Here is a 14,864-nt window from a genome sequence, read left to right on the forward strand (position 1 = left end):
ATCAGTCCCTGGCCCGCGCGGTCAGCGTCACGATGTTGGTGCCGGATCGATGCCGGAACGGCTGGTAGGTCACGTCAAAACCGTTGCGCCGGCCGATGGCGGTGAGCAACGGACCGTTGACCCAGTTGACCACCGATCCCTCGTACTTGCCGGGGCCCCGGTACAAACGGCGGTATGCATCCACGTCGGTGACGAAGAGGTCATGCGCCACCAGCGTGCCGTACGGGTGCAGCAGGCGCAGCGTGTCCGCGAAGCTTGCCACGGCCCCGTTGCTCACGTGCATCCTGATGTCCTCACCGGACTCGAGCAGCGGGCGCAGCGCCTCACCGCTGACGCCGGGGGCCACCTCATACGGGTCCAGCCCGTGCAGCGGCGCGTACCGTTCGGCCAGCCGCAGGCCGTTCCACACGGCTTGCCAGAAGTGCATGACGTCGTCGGGGCCACCGAAGACGTCCGGGGCGACCTCGGCCATCAGCTCGGGTCCGAGCTTGAGCAACTGTGCGATCAGGCGGGCCAACCCATCGGCTGAGACGCCGAGCGCGCCGGTGAGTTCCGCCGCCGTGGCGGCCGGCAGGTAGGCCCGCGACTGCACGACATAGGCGGAACCTCCGATGCGGGCGACCTCGTCGCTGGGCAGGTTGTCGTAGACGTTGGAGACGTAGACCAGGAAGACCTTGAAGTTCAGGAAGGCCAGGGCCACGCCCGGCCGGGTGGCGTCGAGCACGACCGCGGAAACGTGTCCGCTGTGGTCGTTGACCGTGGTGCGTGCCATCTCCAGCACGTGCGGCGAGTAGTCGCAGAGCAGGTAGTGCAGCCGGTGGTAGTAACCGCCGCCGCGAGCATGATCGAGGGCGCGGAACTCGTCGAGCCACACCTTCGCCTGGTGGCCGTTGCCGACGCCGAGCTCGACGACATACAGCTCCTCGGGCAGCGCGTTGCGGGCGGCGAGCGCGTCCCAGACGGCGAACAGGTCCGTGATCATCTCGCGGGCGGCGGCGACGTTGCGGGCATCGCTCTCGCCGCCCGGCAGCGCCTGTTCATAGAGGCGGCCGGTCGCCTTCTCCCACAGCTCCAGCGCCCGCCAGTACAGCGCGTTGAAGCCCCATAGACAGCTCTGGCTGGTCGGCCCCCATGGTTCGAGGTAGAGGTCCGCGGTCGCCGCGTCGGGGGTGTCGCGGTGCCGGGCGAGAACCGCATCCGCCAGCGATCGGCACTGAGCGGGCCCGATCGCGGCGGCTTGGCGCAGGTCCAGCGCGATCTCGAGCCGGTCGCCGGAGCCGTGCCGCTCATCGCCCAGAATGGTGCGCAGGTCGATCGGGGTGCGGAAGTTGGCCCGGTACTGCACCCAGTCGCAGACCACCCGGACGGTGCCGAGGTCCAGGTCAGTGCCGGCGAGGGCGTCGAGTACCGGACCAAGAACCGCCCTGGTGTCGATGGGTTGCTTACCGCGCAAGCGGTTGGTCGGTCGCAGGTCAATGAGCACCGTCACCGCCCCTTTCGCTGCTTGGCGTCGACCGGAGGGCGCCGGCCGCGCTGCGTTGTATCAGTTCGGGGATGCCCCGTTCGAAGCCGAAGGCCATGAGGTGGATGCCGGCGACCCCCGGCAGTCCCGCGAGCGCGTCGATGGTCTCAATGCACTGCCGAACCCCCTCCTCGGCGACCCGTTCCGGGGTCACGCCGCGCAGCCGTTTGGCTATCTCGTCGGGGATGTGGACACCCGGCACGCTGCGTTGCAGGAACTCCAGCGCCCGCAGGGAGCGCACCGGCCCGACGCCGGCGAGGATCGCCACCCGGTCGGCGACTCCCAGGTCCCGCACATCGCGGAGAAACCGTTCGAAGGTCGGTACATCGAAGATGAGCTGGGTCTGGACGAATTCGGCGCCCGCCGCCACCTTCTTGGCCAGCCGGGCGGCGCGCAGGTCGATGGGCGGGGCGAACGGATTCTCGACCGCACCGACGAGGAACCGCGGTGGCGGGTCGAGCCGGCGGCCGGAGAGCAGCCGGCCGTCGTCGCGCATGGTGCGGGCCAGCCAGGTGAGCTGGATGCTGTCCAGGTCGAAGACCGCCTTGGCCTGCGGGTGGTCACCGAAGCGCGGGTGGTCACCGGTGAGCAGCAGGACGTTCGGGATGCCGAGCGTGGCGGCGCCGAGCAGGTCGGACTGTAACGCGATCCGGTTGCGGTCACGGCAGGTCAGTTGCATGACGGGCTCGACCCCGGCGCGGAGGGCGATGACGGCTCCGGCCAGGCTGGAGACGGCGACCTTGGCGCTGGCGTTGTCGATGATGTTCACGGCGTCGACCCAGCCCTTCAACGCCGTGACGCGCGCGGTCAGCCCGTCCGGGTCGGCTCCGTGCGGGAGCCCCACCTCGGCGGTCACGGCGAACCGGTGGGCTGACAGGGTTGCCCGCAGTCCCTCAGTCATGGGCCTGGCCGGGCGACGAGAGCACCGGGAGGAGCACGAGCTGGGGGCGCTGCGGCGCCGGTGCCGTCCACAGGTCGGCATCCCTGCCCTGCCAGTAACCCAGCCAGGAGCTGCTGTCCCACAGCCGGTGGTCGATCGGCCGCTGGAGCCGGTCAAGGTCCGCGGTATGGCCGGTGGCCTGGGCCCGGCGGGCCGCGGTGACCCAGACACACGGGCGGTCGGGGTAGACCTCGCACTCCCCGCCCGCGCCCACGCCCCCGCAGGGGCCGTTGCGCAGTTGCTTGGGGCAGGTCATCGGGCACGCGTATCCGGTCGCCGGAAGTGCGCACTGGCCGCACATGCGACAGCCATAGAGCGCCCACTTGGATCCCCGCTCGGCCGACACGAAGAGGCGCCGCAGCCACCCGCGGCCCTCGATGAGCGCGGCGAGTCGTCGCAGTAGCCGTCGAGGCGCCACGTAGGGTGCGATCCGGTAGCTGCCGCGGGCCGACAGGCGCGGTGTGGTCGGCCGGGGTCCATCCGTTCTCACGAATTCCTCCAACGGCTCGGCGACTGTCCGGGTCAGCATCGCAATCGCGCTCGCCGCTTGGCACCGTGCCTGCCGCCAAAGTAGGTGTCGCGATTCTGTGCCGGAGCACATCGGTCGCGCCTGGACCAACCACAATGGACGGACGGGGCTTGGGTCAATGGCGAGGCGGCGGTGCCGGGTAGAACTCGGTTTCCTCACCGCTCGCGGGCCGCGGCCGCTGGCGCTCACTCGTGTGAGAGCGACCCACGAGGCTTCAGGCGGCCGCTACGCCCCGTCCGGCCGTTGCCGCGACTCCTCCACCACGGTTACGCCCGCGGCGGCGAGCGCCCGGTCGACGACCGGCACCAGCCGTTCGGAAACGCGCAGATTGGTCATGCGCAGGTGGGCGACGGTCTCCCGAAGGAGGGCGATCTCCCGCTGCAGTTCCTCGACGGTCGGGTGGTGCGGGCAGGTGGTGGCGCCGCGGGCGGCGGCCGCAATCCGCTCGAGCTCGTCCAGCACGGGAGCCAGTGGGGAGCGATCCGGCAGGTCGGCAGACAACGGCACACCTCCGACTCGGCCTGCGATGCCGTGTACCCCGTCAGGCTAGTGCCGGTCCGGTGCCGGCCGGAATGTCGCCGAACACAAGTCGCGTCCGACCAGCTTGTCCTCTGGCACAGTGCGCGAGGCCGGACCGACTGACTGTATGACTGTCAGACGTTGTGGTCGCCCAGTGGCGGCGTTACAGTCTGGCTATGTCCCCGCCCGACGCGGCCCAGGGCGAGCGGGCCGTGGCGGAGAACCGGACGCTGCGCGCCGTTGTCGCTCTGTACACGCAGCTGTCCGGCCTGGCCACGCAGGACACCGATGTGCCGGCGGTCATCTCGCTGATCGCCCAACGGCTGGGCGTCGGGGTCGTGGTGCTGGACGCTGACCGCGAAGTGCACGCCTGCGCCGGACCCTCCGCCGACGCCGCCACCGAGGTCCACAAGCAGATCAAGGAGCTCGATCTCGCCGCCGTCCTCGCCGCGTCCGCGCGGGCTCGCCGGGCCATCGCACTGCCGGCCGCCGTGGCGGGCGACGTCGCGCTGGTCGTGGCGCCGATTCTCGTCGGCGAGGAGATACCCGCCTATCTCTTCACGGGTGCGCGGCCGGACACCGCCGTGGCCGAGGATCTGACCCTCCTGGTGACCGAGCACGCCGCGATGATCTGCGGCATCGTCGTCGGGCGCCAGCGCCTGGTGGCCTCGGCCGTGGGGAGTGCCCGGCTGGACCTGGTCGAGGCCCTGCTGCTGGCGCGGGACCGGACGGAGTTCGAGCTGCACAACTGGGCGCGCCACCTCGGTATCGATGGCAGTCGACCGCATGTGGTGATGACCGCGGTGCTGGAGTCGGCGAAGGACGCGACCGCGGCGACCCGCGCACAGGTGGGGACGTATGTCGAACGGTTTCTGGCGGCCCGGCTGGACGGCGCCATCGTGGCCCGCCGGGAGGCCGAGGTGGTCGCGATCGTGGCGATCGATGGCGCGGAGGCATCGGCCGTGGACCGGTTGATGGCGCTGGGGCGGTCGTGTCGCTCCGGTGCGCTGGACCGCTATCCCGGCGTCGGGATCAGCGTCGGAGTCGGGGCACCGTGCCGGGGCACCGCGGACTTCGCCCGCTCGTACGCCGAGGCCCGGCTCGCGGTGGACACGACGATCCGCATGACCGGCCTCGGCGGCGTCGTGGCCTTCCGTGACCTCGGCATCCAGCGGCTGCTGTCCCGGGTGACCGACGTGGCCGACCTGCGTGCGTTCGTGACCGATATCTTCGGCGGGCTGCTCGCCCATGAGCGCGGCAACTCGACCGAGTACCTGAAGACGATGGCCATCTACTTCTTGGAGAACAACAGTCCCAAGCGGACGGCCGTGTTGATGCATCTGCACCCCAACACGGTCACGTACCGCATCCGGCGGGTGGAGGAGATCACCGGGCTGCGTCTCTCCTCCTACCGGGACCGCCTGATGATCCAGGTCGCCTTGGAGATCGTCAACGGGTTGGGTGGCCTGCCGTGAGGACCATCGCGCGGCTCCTCGGCCAGCGGACGCTGGTCTGCGACGGGGCGATGGGTACCGTGCTGCATGCCGCCGGCAACTCGCTCGACCAGGCGCTCGTCGCGCTCAACCTGTCCGATCCGGGCCTCGTGCGCTCCGTGCACGACAGCTACGTCGAGGCCGGCGTCGATATCCTTCAGACCAATACGTTCGGCGGCTCCCGGCTTCGGCTCGCGAACCACGGCTACTCCGATGCGGTGGCCGACATCAACCGGGCCGGCGTGGCGATCGCGCGGGCCGCGGCCGATGCCGCCGGCCGGCAGGTCTTCGTCGCCGGCTCGGTCTCACCCGCGGTGACGGTGCGGCAACGCGCCAAGACCACCGCCACCGAACGCCGTGCCGCGCTGCGAAGCCAGATCGGTGTGCTCGCGGGCGCGGGCGTGGACCTGATCGCGCTGGAGACGTTCGGGTACCTCGATGAGCTTGTCGAGGCGATCGAGGTCGCGACCGAGGTGACCGACCTGCCACTGGTCGCGCAGGCGACGTTCTCGACGGACGGGCTGACCCTCAGCGGCCATGGGCCGGAGGAGATCGCGGCGACCGTCGTCGAAGCCGCGGGGGACCGGCTCCTCGCTCTCGGGGTCAACTGCACGCTCGGCCCGCAGGGGTCGTTGTCCGTGCTGGAACGGCTTGCTGAGCACGCAGCCGTACCCTTGTCGGTCCAGCCGAACGCCGGGCTGCCGCGCCGGGTCGCTTCCTCCCGGTTCGAGTACGAGGTGGACGTCGACTACTTCGCCCGGTACGCGAAGCGGATGGTGGCCGCAGGTGCGGCCATCGTGGGCGGCTGCTGCGGTACGACGCCCGAGCACATCCGTGCGGTGGCCGCCGCCGTTTCGGCGGTGGTGGCGGAGCCGGCGGGCCGCCTGGTGACCCGGGCGCGGCGGCGGTCCGCCCCGGAGGTCCGGCCACCCATCGGGCTGTTCGGCGACTCCGGGTTCGTGGTCGGGGGCCACCTGTCGTTGACGGATGGGGATGACGCCGATCCCGCGCGGCGACTGGCCGACCTCGCGCGGCGGGCGAGCGACGTCCGCCGGGCGGGGGTCAACGTCCTGTCGGTCCGGACCGAACCGGGAGCGCGGGCGCGGATCAGTGCGGTGAGCGCCGCCACCCAGTTCCAGCAGCAGGAAGGCATCCCGGTTCTCACCAGCGTCTCCACGGTTGGGAAGACCATCATGGCCCTGCAGGCGAACCTGTTGGGGGCGCATGCCCGCGGGGTCCATCGCATCATCTGCGAGAGCGGCAGCCCGGCGCTGGTGGGGGACTACCCCAACGCCGATGGTCGGTGGGAGGTCGACTCCGTGGGGCTGGTGGAGCTGCTCGTGGGGCTCAACGCCGGAGTCGACCACAACGGCCTGCGGCTGGCCGGGCGCACGTCGTTCGAGATCGGTGCGTGGGTCAACTCCGGAGCGCGGGACCTCGAAGCCGAGCTGCGTCGCACGCGCGCCAAGGTCGAGGCCGGCGTCCATTTCCTGGTCACCAGGCCGATCTACGAGGTCGACGGGCTGGAGCGGCTGGCCGCCGCGGTGGACGGCCGGGTGCCCGTGCTCGTCAGCCTCCACGCGCTCCGCGGCTTCGAGGAGGCGGAGTTCCTCCGGCACGAGGTGCCGGACGTCGCCATGCCGGACGCCATCCTGTCCATCCTTGAGCACTCGGGCGCCGCGGCACGCCGGGTCGGTGTCGAGCTGGCGGTCGAGCTGGCCGAGCGGGCCCGTGGACTGGTCCAGGGCGTCCTCGTCGACGTCGACGACGACACGGTCGCCCTGTCCGAGGTGCTGCGGCTGGTGCGGCCCAAGGTGTTGTCCCACCGGGGTTCGGCTCCCTGAGGCGCCGGTCGAACCGGCCGCAGTCCATTTCGGAGCCGCTACAGAATGATTGACTGTCTGACAACTTGGGTCTAGATTTCCCGACATCCCGTCCGGGTACCGCCGCTGCCGATCCGGGATGCGGCGGCCGCTCCACTCCCGTATCGCCGTGGAAATGAGGTAGGGGCCGTGCCGTCTCTGCAGAACCCGCGATCCCTGCCGCTCGTGGCGGCCGGCCTCGCCCTGGTGTTGGCCGCCGCCGGCTGCGGCGATGCCTTGTCTGACAATCCGTCCGGCTCCGACGGGAGCGTCATCAGGATCGGCTTCATCGCCGAGCGCAGTGGCGTCTACCAGGCATACGGCAACACCATCTTCCGCTCCAGTCAGGTCGCCGTCGACGAGTTCAACAAGGCCGGTGGGGTCAGCGTCGGCGGCAAGAAGTACACCTTCGAGCTCGACGTGTGCGACGACAACAGTGACCAGACGCAGGTCGCGGCGTGCGCGACGAAGCTGGTCAAGGACAACGGCGACAGGTTCGTCTTCGGCGGCCTCGGCCAGTTCGGCCCGATCGTCGCCGGCATCACCGACCCGAACGGTGCCATCTACTTCGCTTCGGCCTCCGCCGTGGCCAACAAGCTCGACCACTACCGGAACGTCCTGCTGGTGGTCCCGGCGCTGCCGTTGCGGATGCAGCTCGCCGTCAAGGGCCTGATGCAGGCGTACCCGACCGCGAAGCGGGTCGCCATGCTCGGAGACGAGGAGGCGACCACCACCCAGACGTTCCCGCCGATCGCCGAGCTGATGAAGGCGGCCGGCCTGGAGGTGGTCAGCACCCAGGTCGTGCCGTCCGGGCAGAGCGACCCCTCCGGGCAGCTCACCGAGATCAAGCGGGCGGCCCCGGACGTCCTCTACGTCTACAACTCCAGCCCGGAGCGGATGCAGACCACGCTGACCGCGGCCGAGCGGCTGCATGTGGCGACCCAGGTCTTCCAGTGGACGTTCGGCTGCGATGCGCCGGCGACGTACCTCAAGGAGCTGACCTACACCGGTGACACCTTCGCCGGTGCGAGCACGACCGACGCCGCGCCGAACGTGGCCGCGTTCATGCAGACCTACTACGCGCAGCCCGGTGTCACCAACCCGGATCCGAACATCTCCGCGGCCCTGTGGAACTACGACTTCTTCGGAATGCTCGGCGAGGCAATGGCCGACGCGGGCAGCACGACCGATACTGCCAGGATCGTGGAGAGCTTTGGCAAGATCTCGTACGACGGACTCAACGGCACGATCACGATGAAGGACCGGGCGGCGGTCTTCCAACAGTCGATGTGCACGTTGAAGGATGGCGAGATCACCAACTTCCTCGTGCAGCCGAACTGAGTGCGGCGGTAGCCGGCACGGAGCCGGCACGCCGGGCCTGGCCACCCGCACCACCCTCCTAAAACGAGGAGACGCATCGGTGAGTATCTTTTTACAGCAGGTGTTCAACACCCTGAGCTCGGCCAGCGTCTACGCACTGCTGGCGGTGGGTGTGACCCTGGTCTTCGGACTCACCCGGATCGTGAACTTCGCCCACGGTGACCTGCTCACGGTCGGCTCGTATGTGCTGTTCCTGGTGGCTCCGGCCGGGGCAATCTGGTTTCTCGCCGGGTTCGCTGCGGCGATGGTCGCGGTCGCCGTCCTGGCGGTCGTGTTGGAACGGTTGCTGTTCCGGCGGACACTTGTGGCGCCGATCCGCGGCTTCCTCGTCTCGCTCGGCCTCATCCAGATCATCGAGAGTGGGCTGTCCTACTTCTTCACGGCCGGCCCGAGGACCGTGCATCCATTCATCGACCGGGTGTGGACCGTCGGTGGTGTCGACATGCCGGCCGACCGGGTGGTCGTCATCGTCGGCACGGCGGCGGTGTTCCTGGCGCTGACGTTCTACCTCGAGCGGACGAAGGCGGGCCTGATGATCCGGGCCGTGGCGATCGACGCCGAGACGGCCGGGCTCATGGGTGGCCCGGTCACCAGGACGATCGCCGGGGTGTTCGCGCTCGGTGGCATGCTCGCCGGGGCGGGTGGTGCGTTCGGCGCGTTGCTCGCCCCGGTCACCCCGTTCCTCGGGTACGCGCTGATCCTCAAGGGATTCGCCGTGGCGCTCATCGGCGGCCTGGGCAACGTCCGCGGCGCGATGCTGGGCGCGGTGGTGCTCGCCGCCCTGGAGACCGTCGTCATCACCTTTGGTCTGAGCACCTGGGTGAGCTTCTTCGGCTTCACGCTGATGATTGTTCTGCTCATCGTGCGGCCGCGGGGCCTGCTGCGTGGCGTCGAGGCGGAGATCTGAGATGCGGTACGGAAAATCGCTGGTTGTGCTCGCCGTCGTGACGGTCCTGATGCTGCTGCTGCCCGCGGTGGGCCCGTCCAACCGGGTGCTCAGCCTGGCCACCCTCGCGGCGATCTACGCCATTGTCACCTACGGCATCGCGCTGCTGTTCGGCACCGGCGGCCTGTTGTCCATCGCCCATGGCGGCCTGTGGGGGATCGGCGCCTACACCGCCGCGCTGTTCGCCGTGCGGGCCGGGTGGAGCTTCCTGCCGGTGCTCGTGCTGTCGGTGGTGATAACCGCGGGTGCGGCGACCCTCGTCGCGTTGATGTCGTTGCGGGTGCGCGGGCACTACTTCACGATCATCACGTTCGCCGTCGCGGAGGGCATCCGCGCGTTGATCAACGCCTGGACCCCGGTGACGGCGGGCACCGAGGGCATCGTCGTCGTCGCGCCGGTGCGCGTGTTCGGGTTCGACATCCGGAGCAACGCGGACTGGTACTACATCGTCGTGGTGAGCCTGGCCGTCGTCATCGCGCTGACCCGGCTCGTCGTGGTGTCGCGGTTCGGCCGCCGGTTCGCCGCCACCCGGGACAACCTCGACCTTGCCGCCTCGGTCGGTATCGGGGTCTCGCGGCTGCGGCTGCTGGCCTTCTCGCTCAGCGGTGCCCTTGCCGGTCTCGGCGGCGCCTACTGGGCGTACTCGCAGACCTTCGTCCACGGCGACCAGTTCGGCGCCGCCGCGAGCATCGTGTTCATCCTGTGCATGCTGCTCGGCGGTGCGCGGTACACGTACGGCCCGCTGATCGGTGCCGTCATCGTCGTGTTCATGCCGCCGCTGCTGGCCCTGCCGCCGCTGCTCGCCACGGCGGCGCTCGGCGTGGTGTTCATCCTGGTCATCCTGCTGACCCCGGGCGGGCTGGCGAGCCTGCCCGAGCGGCTTGGCCAGCTCTGGCGGCGCTGGCGGGGCCCGGACCCGAGACCACCGGGCGCCGGTGCGGCCGGTGACGGGGCAGCGGCCGCGGTCCCCACGGGGGTCGCGTCATGAGGGGCGTCGGCAAGCCCGGCGCGCTGACGGTGCGGGGGCTCACCAAGCGGTTCGCCGGCGTCACCGCGCTGGCCGAGGTCGACCTCGAGGTGCGGGCCGGCGAGATTCTCGCCGTGGTCGGTCCGAACGGCTCGGGCAAGACCACGCTGTTCAACGTGATCTCGGGCTTCTACCGGCCAACCACCGGAACCGTCGTGTTCGACGGCGTCCCGCTGACCGGCAAGAAGCCCGACCGTATCAACCAACTCGGGCTGGCCCGCACCTTCCAGCAGGCCATGGCGTTCACGACGGGCACCGTGCGCGAGAACCTCGAGATCGCCCAGTTGGCCCACACCGACGATCCCGGGTGGCGCGCGGAGCTGATTGCCTTGTGCGGGCTCACCGAGGTGGCCGAGACGATGTGCGCCGGGCTGCCCTACGGCTTGCAGCGTAAGCTCGGCGTCGCGTTGGGCCTCGCCACCCGGCCCCGGCTCATGCTCCTCGACGAGCCGGCCGCAGGGCTGAGCGACACCGATGCCGACGACCTCGCGGCGCTGATTACCAGCCTGCCGCAGCAGGGAGTGAGCGTGGCCTGCATCGACCACAACCTGCCGTTCCTGCTGCCCATCGCGGATCGGGTGGTGGTGCTCGACGCGGGGCGCAAGATCTTCGATGGTGCGCCGGAGGAGGCCCGCGGTTCGGCGGCGGTCGTTGAGGCATACCTGGGAGAGTCCGATGCCTGAGGTCCTGCTCGACATCGTCGACCTGTCGGTGAACTACGGCCCGGTCACGGCCCTGCGCGGTGTCTCGCTCCAGGTCGCCCAGGGTGAGGCGGTCTTCCTGGCCGGGCCTAACGGCGCCGGCAAGACGACGCTGCTGCGGGCCATCTCCGGCCTCGAACGGGTGGCCGGCGGCAGCGTCCGCTTCGCCGGCGCGACGCTCCATGGCCGTCCATCGTGGGACATCGCGGCCTCGGGCATCGCGCACGTGCCGCAGGGCCGGCGCTGTTTCGGTCCGCTGACGGTCGATGAAAACCTGCGACTGGGCGGGTACACCCGCGGCAGCGGCGTGGCCGAGGCGATCGATGCCGCATACGACCTGTTCCCGGCGTTGAAAGCCAAGCGCCGTCAGCGCGCCGAGGAGCTCAGCGGTGGGCAGCAGCAGATGGTCGCGATCGCCCGGGCACTGGTCGCCAACCCGCGGCTGATCCTGCTCGACGAGCCGTCGCTCGGTCTCGCCCCGATCCTGGTCGAGGACGTCCGGGTGGCGCTGCACCGCATCCTCCACGAGTTCTCGACGAGCATTCTGCTTGTCGAGCAGAACGCTCGGCTGGCGCTGTCCACCGGCGGCCGCGGGTACGTCCTGCGATCCGGTCGGGTCGTCCTGGAGGGTCCCTCGACCGAGCTCGAGGGCCGCATGAAGGAGGCGTACCTCGGTGGATGACGGCACGCGTGCCGCCGTCGCGGTACCGTCCTGTGCCCCACCACAAAATCGACGGACTGTCTGACAATCCATGGTAGGGTGAGCCTGCTCCGCACCGTGAGGGGAGGGCGCATGCCGGGCGTACTGAGCGGTGTGCGGGTTGTCGATCTAGGGCACTACGTGGCCGGACCGCTGGCGGCCGTGCTGTTGGCCGACCACGGTGCCGACGTGGTCCGCATCGATCGCCCCGGGCAGGACGACGCCGGCGATCCCGCCGGCGCGTTCCTGCACCGGGGCAAGCGACGGATCACCCTTGATCTCAAGAACCCCGGGGATCTGGGCATCGCGCGCGAACTGATCGCCCGCAGCGATGTGCTGGTCGAGAACTTCCGGCCCGGGGTAATGGATCGCCTGGGCCTTGGCCCCGCCGTGCTCGCCGCGGCCACGCCGTCGCTCGTCTACTGTTCGCTGCCGGGATTCGGAACTGACGACCCGCGTGCCGCCATGCCGGGTTGGGAAGGGGTCATCGCCGCGGCGACCGGAAACTGCCGGGTGCGCCATGGCGAGGCGCCGGCCGACTGGGACATGGACCGGCCCACCTACTCCGCGCTGCCCATGGCGTCCAACGTCGCGGCGTTCCTCGCCGCCTACTCGATCATCTCGGCGCTGACCCGCCGGCACCGCACCGGCCGCGGGGAACGCATCGAGGTACCCCTGTTCAACGCCATGTTCGAGCTGATCGGCGGCGCCGGTTCGTTCGTCGCCGACCGTGGACCGCGGCCCGAGCGGCCGCTCGACCGGATGGGCAGCGGGACCTACCGCTGCGGCGACGGTCGATACGTTCAGTTCAACCCCATCGGGGCCAGCGCGCGGTTCCTCGGCTGGTTCCTCGACGCGGCCGGCGAGTCGGCCTGGTCGGCCGAGGGGCTGACCTCGCTCGCCCGGATCGCGGGCGAACCCCGGGTGGCCGCCGAGCTCAAGCGGCGCCTGACCGAGTTGTTCCTGCGCCGCCCGGCCGCGGAGTGGGAGGACCTGGCCAACGCCGCCGGGGTACCACTGTGCATGATCCGCACTACCGGCGAGTGGGCCGCCACGGAGCACGCCCAGGCGGCCGAACAGGTCGTGCGCGCCGATGACCCGGTGCTCGGTCAGGTCTGGATCGCGGGCCGGCCGGTGCGCATGTCCACCGCCCATGCCGAACTCGGCGGGCGCCACGGCGTGGACGCCGATCGAGCCGAGATCCTTGCCGAGCTCGCCCAACCCGCCCCCGCGCGCCCGGTGCTGCCGGCGGTCGGCGACGAGCTTCCGTACCACGGCAAGAAGGTCGTGGACCTCACCCAGATACTCGCGGGGCCGAGCGCCGGCCGGATGCTGGCCGAGTTCGGTGCGGACGTCGTAAAGATCAACTCACCGCAGCGAAAGATCGACGCCCACGGGTTCGTCAACCGGGGCAAGCGGACCGTGCTGCTCGACCTCGAGTCGCAGCAGGGCCAGGAGGTGCTGTGGGCCCTGCTCGCCGACGCCGACGTGGTGACCCAGAATTTCCCCCGCCGAACCGCCGACCGCTACGGCCTCGGGTACGAACACATCCGCGCCCGCCGACCCGACATCGTGTACGTGTCGGTGAGCTGCTACGGCGCCGGTGGGCCGTGGGAGTCGCGGCGGGGCTACGAGACGCAGGGCCAGGCGTCGACCGGGATCATGGAACGGGCCGGGCGGGACGGCAAGCCCGGCGTGCTGGGACCCTACAACCTGCTGGACTACGGCACCGGCGCCGTCGCGGCACTCGCGGCCGCGCTCGGCCTCTACCACCGGACGGTCACGGGCGAGGGGCAGCACGTGATGACCTCGCTGTCCCAGGTCGGGGTGTTGCACCAGGCGACCCTGCTCATCGAACACGTGGGCGGCGGCTCGGCGATCCCGGACGGGCCTGCCGGGCGGTGGGCGCTCGGCGTCGGTGCGTGGCAACGGTTCTACCGGGCGAACGACGGCTGGTTCTTCTTCGGGGCCACACCGGCCGACCACGCGGCGATCGCGGCCCTGCCCGGGCTCGGCGCGCTCGGTGAAGTCGACCCGAGCGACGAGGAGGGCTGCATCGCGGCCCTGGCCAAGGCGTTCGAGGCCGGGCCGGTCGGGCACTGGACGCGGCTGCTGCGGGAGGCCGGGTTCGGCGTGCACCGCATCGTGCGGCTGCCCGAACTCATGGCGGACCCCGCTGTCGTGGCTCAGGGGTTGAGCGTGCGCCAAGTGACCGAGGAGGCCGGTCAGGTGGTCATGCCCGGTCCCGCGGTCCGGTTGGCCAACCAGACGATCAGTGCCGGCTATCCCGCTCGGCGGCCCGGCGCCGACGCGGCCAGGGTGTTGGCCGGGGTGGGCCTGGCGGACGATATCAAGCGGCTCGAGCGCAGCTGGGTGCTCCAGGTCAGCGCGCTGCCGCCAGGATGGGAAGGGTTCTAGCTGCCGGTCGCACCCACCGCCCGGCGGTGCTTCCGCGCACCAACGCCGGGGTGTCGGCACCCGGCTCGTGGACGCCGTGGAGAAGGCCACCCGACCGGCGTGCCGCCCTACTCAGATGCTGAACGCCGCCTTACGGCGACCGATGGCGATTCCGCCGTCGACCAGCCGGCATTCGAAGGTGACGCCGAGTTCGGCCGCCCAGCGCTCCATGATCTCCTGCTCGCCGGGGCGGTCGATGTCGTCGAGGACGACGGTGTAGTCGTCGGCGAACAGCGGGGCGAAGAAACGCGCGGCGGGGTAGCGGGCGTGGCCGCGGCCGGCCTGGTACGCCGGCGGTCCGTCGACGACGAGCAGGTCGACCCGGCAGCCGGCGAGGGCCGGGCCGAGACAGTCCTGCGCGTACCAGGCGCCGTCCTCGCCCGGCCACCCCCCGCCGACCGGCGCCAACGGGGCGCGGATCACCGTGACCGTCCGGTCCAGGGCTTCGTTCGCGAGTTCCTCGGTCAACAGGTCGGCCCAGCCCTCGTCGTGTTCCACCGTCCAGACGTGCCCGCCGCGGCGCTGGAGCAGGCGGGCGATGTAGAGGGTGGACACTCCGCCGCCGAGTTCGACGACGGTCCGGCGCCGGTTGACCGTTATCTCGTTGAGTATCGCGACGATTCCACTGGGCCGCATGGCGCTGATGCTCCACGGCACGTACGCCGTGCAGAGCGGTGCCAATGCCTGCATCGCGAGAAGGTCTTTGCGGTCCCGCATGGCGTTGTACCGGTCGTCGTATTGCCGCCCCATGTTCAGGGAAACTAACTATTTCGTGGCTACCGGGGCCA

At 70.5% G+C, this 14,864-nt stretch carries 13 protein-coding genes; 8 read left to right on the top strand and 5 right to left on the bottom strand.

Annotated features, from left to right (window positions below; translation table 11 throughout):
- Nucleotide 1: 1 nt before the first annotated feature.
- The 4 genes from KJS59_RS06080 to KJS59_RS06095 all read right to left on the bottom strand — a co-directional run bounded on the left by KJS59_RS06080 (nucleotide 2) and on the right by KJS59_RS06095 (nucleotide 3,453).
- On the bottom strand, nucleotides 2–1,489 hold the full coding sequence (locus KJS59_RS06080; RefSeq protein WP_213451319.1) for a hypothetical protein: 1,488 nt from the start codon (nucleotides 1,487–1,489) through the stop codon (nucleotides 2–4).
- Complete coding sequence (locus KJS59_RS06085) at nucleotides 1,473–2,423, bottom strand: methylenetetrahydrofolate reductase (RefSeq protein WP_213451320.1); 951 nt, start codon at nucleotides 2,421–2,423, stop codon at nucleotides 1,473–1,475. The genes KJS59_RS06080 and KJS59_RS06085 overlap by 17 nt, the downstream gene beginning before the upstream one ends.
- Nucleotides 2,416–3,063 (bottom strand): methylenetetrahydrofolate reductase C-terminal domain-containing protein, encoded by a 648-nt coding sequence (locus tag KJS59_RS31700; protein ID WP_306345146.1) that lies wholly within the window; start codon nucleotides 3,061–3,063, stop codon nucleotides 2,416–2,418. Before KJS59_RS31700 ends, KJS59_RS06085 begins: the two co-directional genes overlap by 8 nt.
- Nucleotides 3,064–3,216: 153 nt before the next feature.
- Nucleotides 3,217–3,453, bottom strand: a complete 237-nt coding sequence (locus KJS59_RS06095) for a hypothetical protein (RefSeq protein WP_213451322.1) — start codon at nucleotides 3,451–3,453, stop codon at nucleotides 3,217–3,219.
- Between the two features lie 233 nt (nucleotides 3,454–3,686).
- Here KJS59_RS06095 and KJS59_RS06100 point away from each other — a divergent pair, with 233 nt between their 5' ends.
- The 8 genes from KJS59_RS06100 to KJS59_RS06135 all read left to right on the top strand — a co-directional run bounded on the left by KJS59_RS06100 (nucleotide 3,687) and on the right by KJS59_RS06135 (nucleotide 14,037).
- Nucleotides 3,687–4,985 (top strand): PucR family transcriptional regulator, encoded by a 1,299-nt coding sequence (locus KJS59_RS06100; protein ID WP_213451323.1) that lies wholly within the window; start codon nucleotides 3,687–3,689, stop codon nucleotides 4,983–4,985.
- Nucleotides 4,982–6,847, top strand: coding sequence for a bifunctional homocysteine S-methyltransferase/methylenetetrahydrofolate reductase (locus tag KJS59_RS06105; RefSeq protein ID WP_213451324.1), 1,866 nt, complete (start codon nucleotides 4,982–4,984; stop codon nucleotides 6,845–6,847). Before KJS59_RS06100 ends, KJS59_RS06105 begins: the two co-directional genes overlap by 4 nt.
- A 168-nt stretch (nucleotides 6,848–7,015) precedes the next feature.
- Nucleotides 7,016–8,206: an ABC transporter substrate-binding protein gene (locus tag KJS59_RS06110; protein ID WP_213451325.1), complete on the top strand. Its 1,191-nt coding sequence runs from the start codon at nucleotides 7,016–7,018 to the stop codon at nucleotides 8,204–8,206.
- A gap of 79 nt (nucleotides 8,207–8,285) precedes the next feature.
- Nucleotides 8,286–9,152: a branched-chain amino acid ABC transporter permease gene (locus KJS59_RS06115; protein WP_213451326.1), complete on the top strand. Its 867-nt coding sequence runs from the start codon at nucleotides 8,286–8,288 to the stop codon at nucleotides 9,150–9,152.
- Between the two features lies 1 nt (nucleotide 9,153).
- Nucleotides 9,154–10,179, top strand: coding sequence for a branched-chain amino acid ABC transporter permease (locus KJS59_RS06120; RefSeq protein ID WP_213451327.1), 1,026 nt, complete (start codon nucleotides 9,154–9,156; stop codon nucleotides 10,177–10,179).
- Nucleotides 10,176–10,901 (top strand): ABC transporter ATP-binding protein, encoded by a 726-nt coding sequence (locus KJS59_RS06125; RefSeq protein ID WP_213451417.1) that lies wholly within the window; start codon nucleotides 10,176–10,178, stop codon nucleotides 10,899–10,901. Before KJS59_RS06120 ends, KJS59_RS06125 begins: the two co-directional genes overlap by 4 nt.
- Nucleotides 10,894–11,601: an ABC transporter ATP-binding protein gene (locus KJS59_RS06130; RefSeq protein WP_213451328.1), complete on the top strand. Its 708-nt coding sequence runs from the start codon at nucleotides 10,894–10,896 to the stop codon at nucleotides 11,599–11,601. The genes KJS59_RS06125 and KJS59_RS06130 overlap by 8 nt, the downstream gene beginning before the upstream one ends.
- A 111-nt stretch (nucleotides 11,602–11,712) precedes the next feature.
- Nucleotides 11,713–14,037: a CaiB/BaiF CoA transferase family protein gene (locus KJS59_RS06135; RefSeq protein ID WP_213451329.1), complete on the top strand. Its 2,325-nt coding sequence runs from the start codon at nucleotides 11,713–11,715 to the stop codon at nucleotides 14,035–14,037.
- A 111-nt stretch (nucleotides 14,038–14,148) separates the two neighbouring features.
- Here the strand turns inward: KJS59_RS06135 and KJS59_RS06140 are convergent, their stop codons facing one another.
- Entirely contained in the window at nucleotides 14,149–14,826 is a 678-nt protein-coding gene (locus KJS59_RS06140) for a class I SAM-dependent methyltransferase (protein WP_213451330.1), read from the bottom strand.
- Nucleotides 14,827–14,864 lie beyond the last annotated feature (38 nt).

This window comes from Rhizomonospora bruguierae (genome assembly GCF_018397995.1).
Lineage (GTDB): Bacteria > Actinomycetota > Actinomycetes > Mycobacteriales > Micromonosporaceae > Rhizomonospora > Rhizomonospora bruguierae.